An 18,934-nucleotide genomic window follows, 5' to 3' on the forward strand; every position below is an offset into this window, starting at 1 on the left:
AGCGCTGCGCTGCGTCCGGGGCACGAGAGTATCTCACTTCTCCGCCAGATAGACCTCACCCAGCAGCGACGAGTTCGACCACGGCACCTGCTTGTTCTTCGTGGTCGAAACCACCTCGGCCCGCACCCGCGTGAGCATTTGCTGCACTTCCAGCCCCGGCGCGCCGAGATGACGGGAGAGGGCGGCGGAGAACGGCGAGTTGGCGCCTTCGCCGTCGAGCGCGACCTGGCCTGGCGCGGTGGCGAAGGCGATCAGCGTGCCCGCGCCCAATGTCGCGCCGGTGCCGAGGCTCGTTGGAGCTGCGAGGCCCGAGGCGCCATCGATGGCGCGACTGCTGCCGGCGCTCGCAACCTGCGGCGCCATCGGATTGTTGCGGCAGGCATCGAAGATCAGGATGTTGGTGCGGACCTGATCGTCTAGGCCGGCCATGATCGTGTCCATGTCGATCATCGCCTCGGTCATGCCGGTGCCCGGCTTGAGCTCGACATCAACAGGAATGAGATAGTTGCGGCCGTCGACCTGCACGCCGTGGCCGGCATAATAGACCACGGCAATCTGCGCCCGTGCGGCGTCACGCAAAAAGTCGCGCGTCATCTTTTGCATCGCGGCGCGGTCGAGGTCGACGCCCTCCGACACCGTGAAGCCGATGTCGCGCAGGCTTTTGGCGACCGCGCGCGCGTCGTTGGGCGGATTGGGCAGCGCCTTCACATGCGCATAGGCGCCGTTGCCGATGATCAGCGCCATCCGCGTGCCGCGAACCGCTGGAGCGGGCGAGGGCGCAGGGGCAGCGCCGGTCTGCTGCGGGGCAGGAGTTGCTGACGGAGGGGTTGTCGGTGACGGCGCATCGCGCGGGATCGGTGCGACTGCTTCCGTGACCAGCGCCAGCCGCACCTTTGCGGTCGCCTGGTTGGACTTGCTGCCGGCATCCGAGGCCACGATCGCGAGCGTCGCCATGTAGTCCTCGCGGGCGCGGGCGTAGTCGCCCTTCGCTTCATAGGCGAGCGCGCGATGGGTGTAGCCCGAGATCAGCACGCTGTTCGGCGGCGTCATGATGTTGACCGGCGGCTTCTCCTTGGCGAGCCGGATCGCTTCGCTGCCATCGGCGATGGCGCGATCGAGGTCGCCCCTGGCGCGCCAGATCGAGGTGCGGGTGATCAGGGGCTGCGGCAGCGTCGGGTCGAGCCGGATCGCCTGGTTGACGTCGGCGAGCGCGGCGTCGAGCTCGCCGAGTGCCTCCTTCGCGATGCCGCGGTTCTGGAACGAGAACGTCGATCGCGGATCGGCCTTGATGGCGGCATCGTAGTCGGCGATCGCCTTGGCGTAGTCGCGCTTGCCGCGCCAGGCATTGCCGCGATTGTGGAAGATGATGCCGCTGGGCGGACCGAGCTTCAGCGCATCGTCGAAATCGGCGATCGCGATGTCGTAGTCACCCTTGTCGAAATAGGCCGATCCCCTGAGGTTATAGACCGCCTGGCTCGGCTTGAGCCGGATCGCTTCGGTGGCGTCAGCGATGACCTTGGTGTAGTCGCCCTTCTTGTTCCAGCCGACGGCGCGCCAGAAATAAACGGTCGCGAGCTGTTCGCCCTTGAATACCTTCAGCGCAATGATCTTGCCGCAGGCGTCGACCATCTGGTCCGCCGGCGTGGTCTCGGTGGTACAGAGCGGTCCGAGCTGGTTGCGCGCCTGCGCGTGGGCCGGCGCGGACCCGAGCAGGGCAGCGAGCAAAAGAGCGGGGATCAGGAGCAGGCGGCGCAAGGAGACCTCGGCTGCAGGCGTTTGTGATGGGAATGTCTGCCCTTGGTCGCGCACGCGGCTTTTCGGGTTCACGCGACGATGGTCTGCCGCGGTTACCTCCTGGGCTGGCGGGTGCGGACCTCGACCGAACCACCCGCCATCTGGACCTCGAACCGTGACAGGAAGCTCATGCCGAGCAGGCCGTCGATGCCGGCGCCAAAGCCCTTCTCGTCGCCGTCCTGCACCGCGACGGGCACGTTCATCGCTTCGAGCTTGCCCAGTACGACCTTGTCGGCCCGGGAGAGCTTTGCCTTGGACTGGCCATTGGCGCTCATCAGCGTGATGTCGCTGGCGCCGCCGTCCGGGATCTTGGCCTTGCTGGCAAAAGCCGATTTCACCGACACATAGCTCGCGCCGGTATCGAGCACGAACAGCCCGCGCACGCCGTTGATCTCGGCTTTCACGGTGGCGACACCCTTTTGCCCGTGGATCGGAAAGTTCTCCGTGCGGGCCTCGGTCGACGAGACGCAATTGCCCTGCCGCTCGTAGTCGGCGATCATCTTCTGCGTCCTGCTGTTGTCGCGCGTCGCCGGATCCAGCGCGACCCAGCGGTTGATCGGCGCCGTCGCCTCGCAGAACTGCTTCAGCGCGGCATAAGCGTTCGCCATGCGCATGAAGATTCCGCCCGAGATCATTTTCTTGTCGCCGCTGAACAGCTCGATCGTGTCGGAGTAGTCGGCGAGGGCGCGGCGGTAGTCGCCGGCAGCGTCCAGAGCCAGGGCGCGGACATAATGTGCGCTCTGGTCGGACGGCGCGCGTTTGACGTACTCCTCGGCGGCTTCGACGGCCTTCGGATAGTCGGTGATGCTCATATAGATGACGGACGCCTTGTTCAGTGCGATCAGCGGCGCTCCGCAGGTCTGGACGAATTTGTAGAGCCCGTCGGCGGCTTGCCGCCGATAGCCGCGCCTCTCGAGCATCCCCGCCAACTCGTCGATGCTCCGCTGGTCGCATGGTTCGCGCTTGAGCTCTTCCAGCTTCAGCCAGATCAGACGTTCGCGCGCGACCGCGGCCGGCACTGCGCCGATGCGGGCATAGACGGCTTCGAACATCTGGTCCGGATTGTCGGTGGTGGGGTCGCCTGCGCGGGCGAGACTTGAGAACGCAACGAGCAGCAGGATCGCCAGGCATTTGCGCCGGAACATATGCACCCCAGAGTATCGCAACAGGCGCTCTCTATATCGGGAAGTGTGACCTGTGCAAATTGGGGCGCCAAGCTTTCCCCAGTGGGCAGATGATGTTAGAAGTCCTCCATCCCAATGGGTTGCCCACTGCCTTCCCACTCATGAAGAACGACGAAATCCTCAGCCAAATCACCGAGTTCTGCCGCAAGGCGGGCATGGCGGAATCGACCTTCGGTCGGCGCGCGGTGAACGATGGGAAGCTCGTGCAGCGATTGCGCGAGGGCAAGCGCATCACCATCGATACGCTGGATCGGATCCAGGCCTATATCGCCGCGTCGACGACCGGCGGCCTGCCGCCGCCGCGCGGCCTGCAGGTGCCGCCGGAAAAGCGCGATCCGCGCGGCAATTTCCGCTTCTTCGAGAACCGGCAGAAATACCTGCTGTTCGTCCATACCTGCAGCGAGAAGCGGGTGGTCGCGGACCGGGTCGCGCTGGAGCTTGCCGCCATCCATCCGCGCCCGCCGGCGCTGCGCATCTTCGACGCGGGCGTCGGCGACGGCACGGTGCTGGCGCGGGTGCTGCGCGCGACGCACCAGCGCTATCCGCACATGCCGTTCTATGTGGCCGGCAAGGAGCTCAGCCTCGAGGATCTGCGCCTGACGCTGGAGAAGGTCCCGGACCGGATTTTCGAGCATCCGGCCTCGGTCTTCGTCTTCACCAACATGTTCTACTCGGAGGCGCCCTGGCTGACGCCGGCCTCGCCTGCGGCGGCCGCCGCCACCGTCTGGCACGAGGTTCCGCTGCGGGGGGCGTCATCGGGCGAGTTCGAGGCCCAGATCGCGGAACTGCGGCCGTTCCTGGAGCAGAACTGGCGCGCGGCGATCAGCCCACGCACGGCCATGCCGCTGTACGAGCGGCCCGTCGTGCTGGTGCTCTACCGCGAGGATCACAGGTTCCTGCTGGATTCGACCATTCCGCGGCCGGGCCAGACCGAGGCCAATTTCGACCTCGTCATCGCATCCCAGCCATACCGTGCCCTGTCCTCGGTCAATTTCCGGGCCAAGCGGATCATCGCGCCCCTGGCCAAGGCCCTGCGGCCTGGCGGCCGCCTGATCGGAATCCACTCCCACGGGCAGGATCCGGGCATGGAAATGATCCAGGCGATCTGGCCTGGAGAAAACCCTTTCTCGGTCAGCCGTCATGAGCTATTGCGCGCGGTGAAGTACGAGCTCGGGTCGTTGGGCCGCGACTTAAATTTTAATGCTTATGCGGATAACCGCTCGATCTTCAGGTATGATATGGAAGCGCTGCCCAACGAGGTCACCGGCTCCATCGGAACCTCGACGGCCTTTGCAGCGTGGAATGCGGCGGTGTATGTCGCTCAGATCGAGGACGACCGGTTGGCAGATATGACTCAAAACGGCCGTACTCTGGACGCCGCCAGGGACGTGCTGCGGAAATATAACGGGCTTTGGTTTCTAGACGAATCCTACGTCATCTCGCGCCGGCGTGATTGACATAATCCAAGGTAAACAACGCAAACGAACCGCCGTCGAGTGGCGGAACAAGGGGTTACTTGATGCGCGCGTCCTATCTCTTCACCAGTGAGTCCGTGTCCGAAGGCCATCCGGACAAAGTCTGCGACCGGATCTCGGATGAAATCGTCGATCTGTTCTACCGCGAGGGGCCGAAAGCCGGCATTGACCCGTGGCAGATCCGCGCCGCCTGCGAAACGCTCGCGACCACCAACAAGGTCGTGATCGCCGGCGAGACCCGCGGTCCGAAGTCCGTCACCAACGAGCAGATCGAGGGCGTCGTGCGCGCCGCGATCAAGGACATCGGCTACGAGCAGGAAGGCTTCCACTGGCAGAAGGCCGATATCGAGATCCTGCTGCATCCGCAGTCGGCCGACATCGCCCAGGGCGTCGATGCGCTGCAGCCGGGCGAGGTCAAGGAAGAGGGTGCCGGCGACCAGGGCATCATGTTCGGTTACGCCACCAACGAGACGCCGGATCTGATGCCGGCGCCGATCTTCTACGCCCACAAGATCCTCCGCCTGATCTCCGAAGCCCGTCACTCCGGCAAGGAGAAGGTGCTCGGCCCGGACTCCAAGAGCCAGGTCACGGTGCAGTACGAGAACGGCAAGCCGGTCGCCGTGCGCGAGATCGTGGTGTCGCACCAGCATCTGGTCGAGGACATCTCGTCCAAGCAGATCCGCGACATCGTCGAGCCCTATGTGCGCGAGGCGCTGCCGAAGGACTGGATCACCCCGAAGACGATCTGGCACATCAACCCGACCGGCAAGTTCTTCATCGGCGGCCCCGATGGTGACTCCGGCCTGACCGGCCGCAAGATCATCGTCGACACCTATGGTGGCGCGGCTCCGCATGGCGGCGGCGCGTTCTCCGGCAAGGATCCGACCAAGGTCGACCGTTCGGCGGCTTACGCTGCGCGCTACGTCGCCAAGAACATCGTCGCGGCCGGTCTTGCCGACCGCTGCACGCTGCAGCTCGCCTACGCCATCGGCGTTGCGCGTCCGCTGTCGATCTACATCGACACCCACGGCACCGGCAAGGTGTCGGAGGACGAGCTCGAGAAGGCTGCTGCCAAGGCGATGGATCTGACCCCGCGCGGCATCCGCAGCCATCTCGACCTCAACCGCCCGATCTACGCGCGCACCTCGGCCTACGGCCATTTCGGCCGCACGCCCGACAACGAGGGCGGCTTCTCCTGGGAGAAGACCGATCTCGTCGAGCCGCTCAAGCGCGCGCTCTAGTTCTCTTGCGTCATTCCGGGGCGCCGCGAGAGCGGCGAACCCGGAATCTCGAACCTCCGGATTCCGGGTTCGCTCGTTTCACGAGCGCCCCGGAATGACGAGCCAAACAAACAGGAACCCCCTATGAACGCGAAGCCCGGCTTCACCGATTACATCGTCAAGGACATTTCGCTCGCCGATTTCGGCCGCAAGGAGCTCTCGCTCGCCGAGACCGAGATGCCCGGCCTGATGGCCACCCGCGAAGAGTACGGCCCGAAGCAGCCGCTCAAGGGCGCGCGCATCGCCGGCTCCCTGCACATGACGATCCAGACCGGCGTGCTGATCGAGACGCTGGCAGCCCTCGGCGCCGACATTCGCTGGGTCTCGTGCAACATTTACTCGACCCAGGACCATGCGGCTGCTGCGATCGCTGCCGCCGGCATTCCGGTGTTCGCGGTCAAGGGCGAGAGCCTGGCTGAGTATTGGGACTACACCGCCAAGCTGTTCGACTGGCACGGCGGCGGTCACCCGAACATGATCCTCGACGACGGCGGCGACGCCACCATGTACGTCCATCTCGGTCTGCGCGCCGAGAAGGGCGACACCGCCTTCCTCGACAAGCCCGGCTCCGAGGAAGAGGAAATCTTCTTCGCGCTTCTGAAGAAGCAGCTCAAGGAAAAGCCGAAGGGCTACTTCGCCGCGATCGCCGAGAGCATCAAGGGCGTTTCCGAAGAGACCACCACGGGCGTGCATCGTCTCTACGACATGCAGAAGGCCGGCACGCTGCTGTGGCCCGCGATCAACGTCAACGACAGCGTCACCAAGTCGAAGTTCGACAACCTCTATGGCTGCCGTGAATCGCTGGTGGACGGCATTCGCCGCGGCACCGACGTCATGCTGTCGGGCAAGGTCGCGATGGTCGCCGGCTTCGGCGACGTCGGCAAGGGCTCGGCGGCTTCGCTGCGCCAGGCCGGCTGCCGCGTGATGGTGTCGGAAGTCGATCCGATCTGCGCGCTGCAGGCGGCGATGGAAGGCTACGAGGTCGTGACCATGGAAGACGCCGCGCCCCGCGCCGACATCTTCGTCACCGCCACCGGCAACAAGGACATCATCACCATCGAGCACATGCGCGCGATGAAGGATCGCGCCATCGTCTGCAACATCGGTCACTTCGACAACGAGATCCAGATCGCGTCGCTGCGCAATCTGAAGTGGACCAACATCAAGCCGCAGGTCGACGAGATCGAGTTCCCCGACAAGCATCGCATCATCATGCTGTCTGAGGGGCGCCTCGTGAACCTCGGCAACGCGATGGGCCATCCGTCCTTCGTGATGTCGGCGTCCTTCACCAACCAGACGCTGGCGCAGATCGAGCTGTTCGCCAACAACAAGGACGGCAAGTACAAGAAGGAAGTCTACGTGCTGCCGAAGTCGCTCGACGAGAAGGTCGCGCGCCTCCACCTCGCCAAGATCGGCGTGAAGCTCACCGAGCTGCGCAAGGACCAGGCCGACTATATCGGCGTGAAGCAGGAAGGCCCGTACAAGTCGGACCACTACCGCTACTGAGCCGCACATTCGATCGATGATCGACGCAAAGCCCCGGAGCGATCCGGGGCTTTGTTGTTTCGGCACGTGGAATTCAACTCGCTTTGCAGTTGCGGCGCGGCTGATTGCCAATTGACGGCCGGCAATCGCGGGCGGAAAATCCTCCTCGGCGGAGGAAACCATGCAACAAGAACATTTCGACGTGCTGATCGTCGGTGCCGGTCTGTCCGGCATCGGCGCGGGCTATCATCTGCAGAGCAAGTGCCCCGGCAAGAGCTACGTCATCCTGGAGGGGCGCGACTGCATCGGCGGGACCTGGGACCTGTTTCGCTATCCCGGCATCCGCTCCGACAGCGACATGTTCACGCTCGGCTATTCCTTCAAGCCGTGGACCGATCCGAAGGCGATCGCGGACGGGCCGCAGATCCTGAACTATGTGCGCGAGACCGCAGCCGAGAACGGCATCGAGAAGCACATCCGTTTCCGCCATCGCGTCAAGCGCGCGGCGTGGTCGACGCCGGATGCGCGCTGGACCATCGAGGCCGAGCGCACCACGGGCGAGGGCGCAATCGAGATCGTGCGCTTCACCTGCAATTTCTTATTTCTGTGCTCGGGCTATTACAAATACGAGGCGGGCTATACGCCGGAATTTGCGGGCGTCGCGGATTTCGCCGGCCGCATCGTGCATCCGCAGAAATGGACCGAGGATATCGACTACGCGGGAAAACGCGTCGTCGTGATCGGCTCAGGCGCGACCGCGGTGACGCTGGTGCCGGAGCTCGCCAAGAAAGCGGCGCAGGTCACCATGCTGCAGCGCTCGCCGACCTACGTGGTGTCGCGCCCGGCGCAGGATCCCGTCGCCAACAAGCTCCGCCGTAACCTGCCGGCGAGGCTGGCCTATCACCTGATCCGCTGGCGCAACGTGATGTGGGGGATGTTCTTCTTCCAGCTCAGCCGGCGCCGCCCGGACAAGGTGAAGAACCTGATCCTCGGTGGCGTGCGCGTGGCGCTCGGGCCGGACTACGACGTCGCGACCCATTTCACCCCGCGCTACAACCCCTGGGACCAGCGGCTCTGCCTCGTGCCTGATGGCGACCTGTTCAAGGCGATCCGCGAAAAGCGCGCCGCCGTGGTCACCAACGAAATCGACACCTTTACCCGTGACGGCATCCGCCTGAAGGACGGCAGCGAGCTTGCCGCCGACATCATCGTCACCGCGACGGGTCTGGTGCTGCAGGTCGTCGGCGGCCTCGAGGTCAGTGTCGACGGCCGCACCGTCGATTTCGCCAACACGCTGACCTACAAAGGCATGATGTACGCGGACGTGCCGAACGTGGCCTCGGCCTTCGGCTACACCAACGCGTCGTGGACGCTGAAATGCGATCTCACCTGCGAATATGTCTGCCGGCTCATCAACTACATGGACCGGCACAATTTCCGCCAGTGCATGCCGCACAATGACGACCCCGAGATCACCGCGCAGCCCTCGCTCGCTTTCACCTCGGGCTATGTGCAGCGCTCGGTCGCAAAGATGCCGAAGCAGGGCTCGAAACGGCCGTGGCGGCTGTACCAGAACTACGCGCTCGACATCGTTTCCTTGCGCTTCGGCCGGATCGACGACGGCGTGATGCAGTATTCCTGATCACGCCGCCGCCAGCGGTCATGCCTTGCGCGTGGTCAGCGCCAGGCCAAGGTCGATCGCGAGCGCCAGCACCACGGCGCCGCCGCCCAGCGCGAACAGGACCAGATAGTCGCCGCCGGTCTGTGCGTAGATCCAGGAAAAGCCGTAAGCCGCGGCGGCCTGGAACAGTGCGAAGCTGGTGGTGGCGTGGCTCCATGTCGCGCGCTGCTGCTCGGTGGAGTGCGGCACGAGCTCATGGATGCGTCCGAGCACCAGCGGCACGATGCCGGGGGTGAAGCCGCCGACGACGACGCTCGACACGATCAACGACAGAGGGGCGGTGCTGACGGTTGGCAGCAGCACGGCAGCCGCCTCGATCAGGAACGCCGCGCGCAAGGCCGGGCCGAAGCCTGAGCGATCACCGAGATGGCCGGTGACGAGCGGGCCGACGATGGCGCCGAGGCCGTACAGCACCCAGTAGCGCGATCCCGCGGCGATGCCCTGGCCGAGGCCACGCGCCACGAAGTCGACGATGAAGACCATGTGCGGCACCAGCGCCACCGCGTTGAGGCCGTACTGGATCAGCAGCGCACGTGCGGCAGTCGGCGTCGAATGCGGCTTCGCATGATGCGCGGATGCGCTATCAGCCTTGGCTTCCGCGGGCCAGTTCCACCAGCTCGCGAGCGTCAGCATCGCCGAGAGCACGCCGAGGCCGTACCAGCTCTGCTGCAAGCCCTGTTGCAGCAATAGTGGCACCAGCGTGCCCGACGCGGCGACGCCGAGGCCGACGCCGGCAAAGATCACGCCGCCGACGATACCGCGCCGCGCCGCCGAGGTGTGCGGCAGAATGACGGACGCCGCCAGCACCATGATGATGCCGCCGGTGAGGCCGGAGAGGAAGCGCCACGCGAAGAACCAGGTGAACGACACCGGCGTCGAGCTGGCGAAGAAGGAAAGCGTGGCGAGCAGCATCATCGCCCGCAGCGCGCGAACGGCGCCGATGCGAGAGGCTACAACGCGTGCTGCGAGCGCGCCGGCGAGATAGCCGGCAAGGTTCGCGGCACCGAGATAGACGACGTCGGACGCGCTGAACCACTTTGCCGCGATCAGCGCGGGTATCAGCGGCGTGTAGGAGAACCGTGCGAGGCCGAGCCCGACCAGCGAGGCGGACAGGCCCGCCGCGGCATATCGCCAGGTCGTTTGCGATGTTGATCCCGGCTGCGGATGCAGCCGGGTCTCCAGATGTTGCTTCGTATTTGCGTTGGTCATGTCATCCTCCTGCGCGCAGCGAGCGCGCGGATCATCCTGTCCGGGCGGCGCGGCGGCGCCGGAATTCCTGCACGGGCAGGCCGCCCCAGCCCCAATTGTCGGTGTCGACTTCCTCGATCACGACGAAGGTCGACTCGAGCGGCTTGCCGAGCACGTCGCGCAGGAGCTCGCTCGATCCCCTGATCAGCGCTGCCTTCTCTTCCGCGGTGACCGACGCCGCTCCCGGCGTCGTTCCCTCGCGGGTCACTTGAATGGTGACGATCGGCATCGTGTTTCTCCGTGGTCAGTGGCCGGCGCTCTGGCCGCCGTCGACATGCAGGATCTCGCCGGTGACGAAGGAGGCGCCCTCGAGGTAGAGCACGGCATCGACGATGTCGGACATCTCGCCCATGTGGCCGACCGGGTGCAGCGCGCTGAGCTGGGCATGCGTTTCGACCGGATGCATCGGCGACTTGATGATGCCTGGCGACACCGCGTTCACGCGAATGCCGCGCTTGGCGTATTCGATCGCCAGCGACTTGGTCGCGGCGCTCAGTCCGCCCTTGCTGAGCGAGGCCAGCACCGAGGGCACGTTGGAATTGGCCTGATCGACCAGCGTGGTCGTGATCTGGACGACATGGCCCGAGCCCTGCTTCTCCATCTCGGCGATGGCGAGCTGCGTCATGTTGAAGAAGCCGGCGACGTTGGTGCCCATCACCGCCGCATAGTCATCGGCCGTGTACTGCGTGAACGGCTTTGCGACGAAAATGCCGGCATTGTTGACCAGCGTGTCGACGCGGCCGAAGCGGGCGACGGCCTGTGCGACGACCCGCTCGGCGGTGGCACGGTCTGCGATGTCGCCGGCAACCGCGAGGACGTCATCGTCGCCCGACGGCTTGATGGAGCGTGCCGTCGCGACGACGCGATAATTGCGATCGCGAAAACCCCGGACCAGGGCGGCACCGATACCCTGCGACGCACCGGTGATGATGGCGACCTTCTGCTCGATACCCATGACGGACTCCTGTGGTTTGTTTGAAGACCTGCGCCAGCACTGGCTGGCTCGCGGTCTGAAGTACGCCGCGGGGGCCCGGCTGCGAATACACGTTGTCCGGCAGACACTGTTACGCGGCGCGAACGAATGCCGCACAGCGTCCGCGGCGGTTGTCGCGGCGGGGGCAAACGCCTAGCCTGTCACCGCAATGTGATGGGGCGGCGGGAAGTCATGGATCGTCTCGATGCGATGAATGTGTTCGTCCTCGCGGTGGACGAGGGAAGCTTGGCGGCCGCAGGGCGCAAGCTCGGCCGCTCGCCGGCGGCGGTCAGCCGGGCCATTGCCTTCCTGGAGGAGCGGGTCGGTGCCGAGCTGCTGCACCGGACCACGCGCTCGATCAAGCTGAGCGAGGAGGGCGAGCGCTATGTCGCGGTTTGCCGCCGCGTGCTCACCGAGCTGGAGGAGGCCGACGACATCGCGGCCGGACCGCGCACCGCGCCGCGCGGCCTGCTCACGATCACTGCGCCGGTTGTCTCGGGCGAGATGGTGCTGCGGCCGATCCTCGATGCGTTTCTCGATGCCTATCCGACGGTGTCGGCCAAGCTGTTGCTGTTCGACCGCGCGGTCAATCTGATCGAGGAGGGCGTCGACATCGCGCTGCGCATCGGGCCGCTTGCGGATTCGGCGATGGTGGCGATGCGGGTCGGCGAGATCAGCCGCGTCGTGGTGGCGGCGCCGCGCTATCTGAAGCAGCATCCGCGCATCACCGAGCCCGGCGATCTCGCAAAGCACCAGGTCGTGGCGATGGCGCACCTGCCCAATTCCTGGACCTTTGCGCCGCAGGCCGGCTCGTCAGCCGCCCGCACCGTGCAGTTCACGCCGCGGCTCGTCGTCAACAGCACCTATGCGGCGGTGGCCTCCGCTGTCGCCGGGCGCGGCGTGGCACGGATGTATTCGTACCAGGTCGCCGAGCAGGTCGCGCGCGGCGAGCTCGAGATCGTGCTGGCGGAAGACGAGGATCCGGAGATGCCCGCGCATCTGATCTGCCCGCAGGGGCGGCTTTCGGTGCCCAAGGTGCGGGCATTCACCGACTTCGCCGTGCCCCGGCTGAAGAAGCAGTTCGCGCTGCTGAAGAAGAGCATCAGCGCGCGCTGAGCCGCTTCGCGCCTTCGCAATGCGTTGTTTTGCGTATACGGCGGCCCGGCTGAATCGGCGATGGTCCCAAAACGGTTAACGCCGATTTAACGGATGAGTCCTAGCCTGTCTCGGCCGGGGTTACTCGCAAGGCCGAGGTGAGCCCAATGGAAGCCCAGAAGATCGCGGTCGACGCCGTCGTGGCGTTGACCGATTGCGACCGCAACGCTGTCGTTGCCTTTATCCGCCAGCTCTATCTCGCCGGTGTCAAGGACCCCAAGCGCCTGACCTTCAAGGGCCTGCAGGCGCTGTCGCGGGCCTGACGCGCGCGCTTGGAATCGAATCCACATTGCTCCGACGGCCGGATCGCTGATCCGGATCGAGGTGACGCGGTCGCCCGCACCTCGCATGAGAACGGCCAGGGCCCGTAGGTCCAGAGCCCGGTCTTGTCGAGCCCGCTGGAGCCGACATGGTGGAGCCAGCGACCGCGACATCGCCAAGACCCAACTCCAGGTTCCCCAGTGGAACCAGGATGCTATGTGCTCGAAATCGGCTGCAACGCCGGGATTGACGCGGGCGCGTCTGCGATCTGTAATTGTGACAGGACTGCTCCGGTCATGCCGATCACGACCTGCGGAACAGCCTCAGGATGCACAGCCTTTGCCTTGCCGCTCGGGCCGGCTGGGAGTAGATGACGTCCCCGGCTGGGTCACTCGGGAACTTGGGGAAATGCTGAAACAGCTTTTTGCGCCGCAACTCGTCATTTTGTATGTACTTGCGGCTTCGACGATTTACGTTCATTTCCGCGGCAAGCAGCGGCTGCGCTTCGCCCGCCAGCTCGGCGATCACTCGACCTATCTCGCACCCTACAACGTGCTGATGTATGCCGGCTCCGCAGTGCCGAACAAGCCGGTGATCTCGGTCGAGCAGTTTCCGGAGCTGAAGCCGCTCAGCGAGAACTGGGAGACCATTCGCGACGAGGCCGTGCGGCTGTTCGACGAAGGCTTCATTCGCGCCGCTGCGAAGAACAACGACTGGGGTTTCTACTCGTTCTTCAAGAGCGGCTGGAAGCGCTTTTACCTGAAATGGTACGACGACTTCCTGCCGTCGGCGAACACGCTGTGCCCGAAGACGGTGGAGCTGCTCAAGTCGATCCCGAGCGTGCACGGCGCGATGTTCGCGATGCTGCCGCCGGGCGGCAAGCTCGGTGCGCACCGCGATCCGTTCGCGGGCTCGCTGCGCTATCACCTCGGCCTCGTCACGCCCAACTCGAACAAGTGCCGCATCCTGGTCGACGGTGTCGAATGCGTCTGGCGTGACGGCGAGGCCTTCATGTTCGACGAAACCTTCATCCACAGCGCCGAGAACCAGACCGACGTCAATCGCATCATCCTGTTCTGCGACGTCGAGCGCCCGATGAAGTACGGCTTCATGACCGCGATCAATCGCTGGGTCAGCCATCACATCGTCAAGGCGTCGGCGACCCAGAACGTCGACGGCGAGCAGGTCGGTGCGCTCAACAAGGTGTTCGGCAAGCTCTACGAGATCCATCTCGGCAGCCGCAAGGTCAAGGAGTGGAACCGCGACGTGTACTACATACTGAAGTACTCGCTGACGGCGCTGGTGCTTGGCCTCATCGTGTTTTCGGCGTTGAAGTGATGCAGGTGCGTAGGGCGGATCAGCGCAGCGTAATCCGCCGTCGAGTCCATCGGCAATCGACGTCGTGCGTTGCGTGCACCTATGGCGGATTACGCTTCGCTAATCCGCCCTACAAGAAAGCCTCGGAGTGATCTCCGGGGCTTTTTTACCTTACACCGGCTTGGCGCCTGTGTTGATGATCGTCCCCACGTGCTCCCCGCGCAGCGCCGCGCTGATCCGGCCGGGAACGAGGCCATTCACCACCTGCACGCGCGCGATGTGGCGTGCATTCGCCATCACCTCGAGCAGCGCGGGATCGAACGGCAGCGTGCCCTTCAGCTTCGCAAGGTCGGTAAAGCTGGTCTCTTTCAGCAGCTCCGCCTTCTTGCCGTCGGCGCCATTGGGGTCGGCGGTGCAGACGCCGTCGACGTCCTCCACGATCGTGAGGCCCGCCGCCCCGAGCGCATCGGCGAGCAGGAAGGCGCCGGTGTCGGCCCGGTGCGGCGGGATGCGCGAGGTCGGGAATTCATGATGGTGGTAGGGCGGAAACGCGCTGCCGACGACCGCGCGCGCGGCCTGGAGGTGGATCGCGAGCTGGCTTGCGATGGTGGGATGCTCGACATAGGAGACGCCTTCCGGCGCCAGCAGGCTTGCCAGGATGTGGCCGTTCTGGCCGGCCTCGCTGGCCGCAAGCGGCGCGAGCGAGCCGACGGGCAGCCCGAGGTCAAGGCCGACGCTGTAGAGATGCCGGGCGCGGATGCCCGCGCCGGTCAGGATGAGCAGCCGATGCTCGGGCAGCAGCGCGCGCAGCTCGTCCACGAGCGGGAGGATCGCCTCGTGACCCCTGTCCATGACGCGGCCACCGATCTTGATCACCTGCAGCCAGGGCAGCAGCTTGATCGGGCGGTTGCCGGCGACGGGGCGGGTGAGATCGCTGTCGAGCAGGGTCTGGCGCGCGAGCGGCGAGGCGACGTGCTTGATCTGGTTGGTGTCGGCCATGACGGTGCTCTCTCAGCTCGCGGTGATGATGGTGCCGACATGCTCGCCCGCGAGCGCGCGGGTGAGGTTGCCGGGGACGAGGCCGTTGATGATCTGCACCTCGCGGACGTGGCGCGAGGCGTTGAGCAGATCGAGCACCGGGAATTCCAGGATCGAATCCTGCAAGCCCTTGGCCTTCATCTCCGCCACCGAGATCTTCGGAATGAAGGTCGCGTTCTTCGACGTCTTCGGGTTGGCCGTGTAGAGGCCGTTCTCGTCCTTCACATAGATCATCGCCTTGCAGCCGAACTGCTCGGCGACGAGGAAACAGCCGGCGTCGGTGCGGTACGGCGGGATCACGCCTTCGGCCGCGGGCCGCATCCACAAACTATAGGGCGGCATGCCGCTGAAGATTACCGCGTTCACCTCGGCGAGGAACAGCGGCACCGAGGAGAGCCCGGCGCTGCTGACGGCGGAGATGCCGTGCTTGGCGAGCAACTGCCCGAGCATCGCGGCGTTCTGGTCGGCGACGGAGGCGCCGAGCTGTGACAGCACGCCGGCGGGCAGGCGAAGGCCGGCCGCGATCGAATACAGATGCCGCGCGCGGGTGCCGGCGCCGGTGCCGATCAGCAGCTTGTGCGCCTTGCGCGCGGCGACGATCTCCTCGACGATCGGATAGACGGCGGCACGGCCGCGATCGATCATGCTCTGGCCGCCGATCTTGATGACGGTCGCATCGGGCAGGATGCGGAAGTCCGAAGCCTTCTCCGCTGCGGCCACAAGCTGCGGGTCTGTGAGCGAGCGCTGCATCAGCAGCCCTTCGAGCTCCGTGATCGTGTTCGACATCCGAGACATCCTCTCGTGTTTTGATGCGGTCTCTGCGGCGGACCGAATCTTGCTGTACCCGTCGGTCCATGGCAACAAGGTCGTCGCGATTTAGCGACCAAATAAGGAGCAGGCAATGGCCCCGCTGCCACTTGCGAACACCGAGATCGTGCAGTTCTTCCGCGAGTGGCTCGATACCTTTGCCGGCTATGTCCGCGAGGTCGACTACGCCTCGGCGCGGCCGCTGTTTCACCCTGACGTGCTTGCCTTCGGCACGCACAACGACGTCATCCCCGGTCTGGATCAATGGGTCTCGACGCAATGGAATAACGTCTGGCCGAAGACGACCGACTTCCGCTTCGTGCTCGAGCAGACCTCGATCCTGGCATCGCCCGACGGCACGATGGCGACTGTCATCGCGCCGTGGACCAGCACGGGCTACAATCCCGACGGCGGTTCGTTTCCACGCCCGGGCCGTGCGACCATGATTTTTGCGAAGAGCGCCGATGGCTGGCTGTGCGTCCATTCGCACATGTCGCTCAATCGCGGTGTGCCGCAGGCGAGCCACGCCAACCGGCCGGTGAAGGCCTGGTAGAGCGATCGGAATAAAAAAGGCCCCGGACGATGTCCGGGGCCAATTTATTGCGAGACGTTGTGTAGCCTATTCCGGCTGGCCGATGCTCACCTTCAGCGTGCCGACGCCGTCGACGCCGCATTCGAGCTTGTCGCCGGGCTGGAGCTGCGACACGCCGGCGGGCGTGCCCGTCATGATGATGTCGCCGGCGGCGAGCTTCACCTGCTGGGAGAGCTGCCAGATCGTCTCCGGCACGTTCCAGATCATCTGCTCGAGGTCGCCGGTCTGGGCTTCCTTGCCGTTCACCGTCAGCCAGATCTTGCCCTTGGTGGGATGACCGATCTTCGAGGCCGGCTGCACCGCGGAGGCGGGGGCCGAACCGTCGAACGACTTGCCGATCTCCCACGGACGCTCCTTCTTGCGCGAGGCGATCTGGAGGTCGCGGCGGGTGAGGTCGATGCCGACGGCATAGCCGTAGACATGGTCGAGCGCCTTCTCGGCGGGAATGTTGAGCCCACCGCTCTTGAGCGCGACGATCAGCTCGACCTCGTGATGCAGGTCCTTGGTCAGCGGCGGATAGGGGATGGTGGCGCCATCGGGCACCAGCATGTCGGCATGCTTGGCGAAGAAGAACGGCGGGGCGCGCTCGTCATTGCCCATCTCGCGGATGTGCTCGAGATAGTTGCGGCCGACGCACCAGATGCGGCGCACGGGAAAGCGGCCGGTCTCGCCGACGACGGGAAGCGAAGCCTGGGGCGGAAGCGGAATGACGTAGGAGGCGGCGTTCATGGAGCGGTCTCTCGCTGCTCTTGGGTTGATAAGGAACTCTATGCGGTAGCGCTGATCGGCGCCAGAGCGCCGGCGTCGTGATGCTGCAGGCGGAAGAACGAGGCGTAACGCCCACCGCGGCGGAGCAGCTCGTCGTGGCGGCCCTGCTCGACGATCTCGCCGCCCTCGACCACCAGGATCGCGTCGGCGTGCATGATGGTGTGCAGGCGGTGCGCGATCACGATGGTGGTGCGGTTCCGGCAGAGATGCTCGATCGCCTCCTGCACCTGCCGCTCGGATTCGGAATCCAGCGCGGCGGTGGCCTCGTCCAAGAGGATGATCGGCGCGTTCTTGATCAGCGCGCGCGCCACTGCGATGCGCTGGCGCTGGCCGCCGGAGAGCTGCGTGCCGTGCTCGCCGACCGGCGTGTCGTAGCCGAGCGGGAAGCTCATGATGAAGTCGTGCGCGCAGGCCGCCTTCGCGGCGTCGATGATCTCGTCCTCGCTCGCGCCCGGCTTGCCGAAGGCGATGTTGCGGCGGATGGTGTCGCGGAACAGATAGACGTCCTGGCCGACATAGGCGGTCTGCGACCGCAGCGATTTGCGTGAGACCGCGCCGATCGACTGGCCGTCGATCACGATGTCGCCTTGCGTCACCTCGTAGAAGCGCAGCAGCAGCGCCAGCACGGTCGACTTGCCGCCGCCGGACGGGCCGACCAGCGCGGTGACCTTGCCCGGCTCCGCGACGAAGCTCATGCGGTTGAGGATGGTCTCGTTGGCGCGATAGCAGAAGCTAACGTCGCGCAACTCGATTCTAGCATCGGTGAGCTTCAGCGCCGGCTTGTCGTCGTCGGAATGCTCGCTCGCCGGGCTGTCGATGATCTCGAGCAGCATGCGCGCGCCGACGAGCTGGCTGTTGAGGTCGATGTTGAGCCGGGCAAGGCGCTTGGCCGGCTCGGTCGCCATCAGGAACGCGGTCATGAAGGAGAAGAACGCACCGGGCGTGGCGTTGAGCGCGACCACGGCATAGCCGCCGTACATCAGGCAGCCGGCGACGGCGAAGCCGCCGAGCATCTCCATCAGCGGGTTGGAGCGGTTGGCGACGCGGGCCATCTTGTTGGCGTTGCGCTCGACGATCGCGATGTTCTCGTCGATCCGGCTCTGCATGGTGTCTTCGAGCGTGAACGCCTTGACGGTGCGGATGCCCTGCAGCGATTCCTGCATCGTCTCCATGATGTCGGCGGTGCCGGTGAACTGGTTGTAGGCGAGGCCCTTGATCCGCTTGACCAGCTTGCGCAGCACCAGCATCGCCGGTGGCACCGCGACGAGGCCGATGAACGACATCAGCGGATCCTGCCACACCATCACGCCGATCATGGCGAGCAGCATCAGCAAGTCGCGCCCGATGGCGTTGACCAGCATGTTGAGCACGTCGGTGATGGATTTGGCGCCGGCCGTCAGCCGCGCCAGGAATTCGGACGAGTGCCGTTCGGAGAAGAAGCCGACGTTCTCGCGCATCAGCTTGGCGAACAGCTGGCGCTGGTTGGTGGCGAGGATCGCGTTGCTGATCTTGGTCAGGATCACCATGTGGCCGTAGGTCGCCACGCCCTTGATGAACAGCAGGACCACCGTGATGCCCGAGAACATCGCGATGCCCGGGATGTTCTTGTCGACATAGGCCTGGTTGATGACCTGGCCGAGCACGTAGGTCGCGCAGGCGGTCGAGCCCGCGGCGAGCGCCATCAGCGCGAAGGCGACGAGGTAGCGCCGCCAGTAGACGACGCCCTGTTCCATGACCAGGCGGCGAATGAGGGCCATTGCCGCATAGGGATCGTCGGTGATTTTCTTTGGAAACTGGGCCATCCGGTGTCCATTGACGGCTCAGGCTAAAAGCCTGCCCGCGCGTCAGGGATCGAAGGGCCTCTGTGCCCGCTAAA

General features: G+C 65.2%; 17 protein-coding genes. 8 read left to right on the top strand and 9 right to left on the bottom strand.

The genetic code is table 11. The features are described 5' to 3' along the window. Positions 1-33 precede the first annotated feature (33 nt). Positions 34-1,755 carry a caspase family protein gene (locus tag VGR99_RS11095; RefSeq protein WP_326898385.1) on the bottom strand — a complete coding sequence of 574 codons (1,722 nt, stop codon included), beginning with the start codon at positions 1,753-1,755 and terminating at the stop codon, positions 34-36. A gap of 92 nt (positions 1,756-1,847) precedes the next feature. Beyond that, the gene (locus tag VGR99_RS11100) at positions 1,848-2,939 is read right to left on the bottom strand and encodes an aspartyl protease family protein (protein WP_326898386.1); all 1,092 of its coding nucleotides are present in this window, start codon (positions 2,937-2,939) and stop codon (positions 1,848-1,850) included. A 140-nt stretch (positions 2,940-3,079) separates the two neighbouring features. Here VGR99_RS11100 and VGR99_RS11105 point away from each other — a divergent pair, with 140 nt between their 5' ends. The 4 genes from VGR99_RS11105 (at position 3,080) to VGR99_RS11120 (ending at position 8,860) form a co-directional block, all read left to right on the top strand. Further along, a complete protein-coding gene (locus VGR99_RS11105) occupies positions 3,080-4,435 on the top strand; it encodes a hypothetical protein (protein ID WP_326898387.1) in 1,356 nt (451 codons plus the stop codon). Positions 4,436-4,497: 62 nt separating this feature from the next. After that, positions 4,498-5,694, top strand: coding sequence for a methionine adenosyltransferase (metK, locus tag VGR99_RS11110; protein WP_326898388.1), 1,197 nt, complete (start codon positions 4,498-4,500; stop codon positions 5,692-5,694). Between the two features lie 123 nt (positions 5,695-5,817). Continuing rightward, positions 5,818-7,239 carry an adenosylhomocysteinase gene (gene ahcY / locus VGR99_RS11115; protein ID WP_326898390.1) on the top strand — a complete coding sequence of 474 codons (1,422 nt, stop codon included), beginning with the start codon at positions 5,818-5,820 and terminating at the stop codon, positions 7,237-7,239. A 160-nt stretch (positions 7,240-7,399) separates the two neighbouring features. Further along, positions 7,400-8,860, top strand: a complete 1,461-nt coding sequence (locus VGR99_RS11120) for an NAD(P)/FAD-dependent oxidoreductase (RefSeq protein ID WP_326898391.1) — start codon at positions 7,400-7,402, stop codon at positions 8,858-8,860. A gap of 18 nt (positions 8,861-8,878) precedes the next feature. Here VGR99_RS11120 and VGR99_RS11125 read toward each other — a convergent pair whose 3' ends face one another. The 3 genes from VGR99_RS11125 to VGR99_RS11135 are packed head-to-tail and all read right to left on the bottom strand — an operon-like array spanning position 8,879 to position 11,102. Continuing rightward, on the bottom strand, positions 8,879-10,108 hold the full coding sequence (locus tag VGR99_RS11125; protein WP_326898392.1) for a YbfB/YjiJ family MFS transporter: 1,230 nt from the start codon (positions 10,106-10,108) through the stop codon (positions 8,879-8,881). A 31-nt stretch (positions 10,109-10,139) separates the two neighbouring features. Beyond that, on the bottom strand, positions 10,140-10,376 hold the full coding sequence (locus tag VGR99_RS11130) for a 4-oxalocrotonate tautomerase family protein (protein WP_326898393.1): 237 nt from the start codon (positions 10,374-10,376) through the stop codon (positions 10,140-10,142). Positions 10,377-10,391: 15 nt separating this feature from the next. After that, entirely contained in the window at positions 10,392-11,102 is a 711-nt protein-coding gene (locus VGR99_RS11135) for an SDR family NAD(P)-dependent oxidoreductase (protein ID WP_326898394.1), read from the bottom strand. A gap of 210 nt (positions 11,103-11,312) precedes the next feature. Between VGR99_RS11135 and VGR99_RS11140 the strand changes: the two genes are divergently transcribed. The 3 genes from VGR99_RS11140 (at position 11,313) to VGR99_RS11150 (ending at position 13,874) form a co-directional block, all read left to right on the top strand. Next, positions 11,313-12,236, top strand: coding sequence for a LysR family transcriptional regulator (locus VGR99_RS11140; RefSeq protein WP_326898395.1), 924 nt, complete (start codon positions 11,313-11,315; stop codon positions 12,234-12,236). 146 nt (positions 12,237-12,382) lie between these two features. Further along, the gene (locus VGR99_RS11145) at positions 12,383-12,538 is read left to right on the top strand and encodes a hypothetical protein (RefSeq protein ID WP_326898396.1); all 156 of its coding nucleotides are present in this window, start codon (positions 12,383-12,385) and stop codon (positions 12,536-12,538) included. 406 nt (positions 12,539-12,944) lie between these two features. Next, positions 12,945-13,874: an aspartyl/asparaginyl beta-hydroxylase domain-containing protein gene (locus VGR99_RS11150; protein ID WP_326898397.1), complete on the top strand. Its 930-nt coding sequence runs from the start codon at positions 12,945-12,947 to the stop codon at positions 13,872-13,874. A gap of 150 nt (positions 13,875-14,024) precedes the next feature. Here the strand turns inward: VGR99_RS11150 and VGR99_RS11155 are convergent, their stop codons facing one another. Together VGR99_RS11155 and VGR99_RS11160 are read right to left on the bottom strand one after the other, a co-directional pair. Beyond that, entirely contained in the window at positions 14,025-14,852 is an 828-nt protein-coding gene (locus tag VGR99_RS11155; protein WP_326898398.1) for a molybdenum storage protein subunit alpha, read from the bottom strand. A gap of 12 nt (positions 14,853-14,864) precedes the next feature. Then, positions 14,865-15,677 (bottom strand): uridine kinase, encoded by an 813-nt coding sequence (locus VGR99_RS11160; protein WP_326898399.1) that lies wholly within the window; start codon positions 15,675-15,677, stop codon positions 14,865-14,867. 115 nt (positions 15,678-15,792) lie between these two features. On the opposite strand from VGR99_RS11160, the gene VGR99_RS11165 reads away from it, so the two are divergent. Beyond that, a complete protein-coding gene (locus VGR99_RS11165; RefSeq protein ID WP_326898400.1) occupies positions 15,793-16,251 on the top strand; it encodes a YybH family protein in 459 nt (152 codons plus the stop codon). A gap of 66 nt (positions 16,252-16,317) precedes the next feature. Here the strand turns inward: VGR99_RS11165 and VGR99_RS11170 are convergent, their stop codons facing one another. Then, positions 16,318-17,019 carry a fumarylacetoacetate hydrolase family protein gene (locus tag VGR99_RS11170; RefSeq protein ID WP_326898401.1) on the bottom strand — a complete coding sequence of 234 codons (702 nt, stop codon included), beginning with the start codon at positions 17,017-17,019 and terminating at the stop codon, positions 16,318-16,320. Between the two features lie 38 nt (positions 17,020-17,057). Then, the gene (locus VGR99_RS11175) at positions 17,058-18,860 is read right to left on the bottom strand and encodes an ABC transporter ATP-binding protein (RefSeq protein WP_326898402.1); all 1,803 of its coding nucleotides are present in this window, start codon (positions 18,858-18,860) and stop codon (positions 17,058-17,060) included. Positions 18,861-18,934 lie beyond the last annotated feature (74 nt).

The organism is Bradyrhizobium sp., assembly GCF_035935975.1.
Lineage (GTDB): Bacteria > Pseudomonadota > Alphaproteobacteria > Rhizobiales > Xanthobacteraceae > Bradyrhizobium.

Coding starts and splice junctions, on each gene's coding strand:
- VGR99_RS11125 (WP_326898392.1), bottom strand. CDS start 10,108: ATGACCAACGCAAATACGAAGCAACATCTGGAGACCCGGCTGCATCCG.
- VGR99_RS11100 (WP_326898386.1), bottom strand. CDS start 2,939: ATGTTCCGGCGCAAATGCCTGGCGATCCTGCTGCTCGTTGCGTTCTCA.
- VGR99_RS11120 (WP_326898391.1), top strand. CDS start 7,400: ATGCAACAAGAACATTTCGACGTGCTGATCGTCGGTGCCGGTCTGTCC.
- VGR99_RS11145 (WP_326898396.1), top strand. CDS start 12,383: ATGGAAGCCCAGAAGATCGCGGTCGACGCCGTCGTGGCGTTGACCGAT.
- VGR99_RS11135 (WP_326898394.1), bottom strand. CDS start 11,102: ATGGGTATCGAGCAGAAGGTCGCCATCATCACCGGTGCGTCGCAGGGT.
- VGR99_RS11140 (WP_326898395.1), top strand. CDS start 11,313: ATGGATCGTCTCGATGCGATGAATGTGTTCGTCCTCGCGGTGGACGAG.
- VGR99_RS11150 (WP_326898397.1), top strand. CDS start 12,945: ATGCTGAAACAGCTTTTTGCGCCGCAACTCGTCATTTTGTATGTACTT.
- VGR99_RS11105 (WP_326898387.1), top strand. CDS start 3,080: ATGAAGAACGACGAAATCCTCAGCCAAATCACCGAGTTCTGCCGCAAG.
- metK (WP_326898388.1), top strand. CDS start 4,498: ATGCGCGCGTCCTATCTCTTCACCAGTGAGTCCGTGTCCGAAGGCCAT.
- ahcY (WP_326898390.1), top strand. CDS start 5,818: ATGAACGCGAAGCCCGGCTTCACCGATTACATCGTCAAGGACATTTCG.
- VGR99_RS11170 (WP_326898401.1), bottom strand. CDS start 17,019: ATGAACGCCGCCTCCTACGTCATTCCGCTTCCGCCCCAGGCTTCGCTT.
- VGR99_RS11175 (WP_326898402.1), bottom strand. CDS start 18,860: ATGGCCCAGTTTCCAAAGAAAATCACCGACGATCCCTATGCGGCAATG.
- VGR99_RS11160 (WP_326898399.1), bottom strand. CDS start 15,677: ATGTCGAACACGATCACGGAGCTCGAAGGGCTGCTGATGCAGCGCTCG.
- VGR99_RS11155 (WP_326898398.1), bottom strand. CDS start 14,852: ATGGCCGACACCAACCAGATCAAGCACGTCGCCTCGCCGCTCGCGCGC.
- VGR99_RS11165 (WP_326898400.1), top strand. CDS start 15,793: ATGGCCCCGCTGCCACTTGCGAACACCGAGATCGTGCAGTTCTTCCGC.
- VGR99_RS11130 (WP_326898393.1), bottom strand. CDS start 10,376: ATGCCGATCGTCACCATTCAAGTGACCCGCGAGGGAACGACGCCGGGA.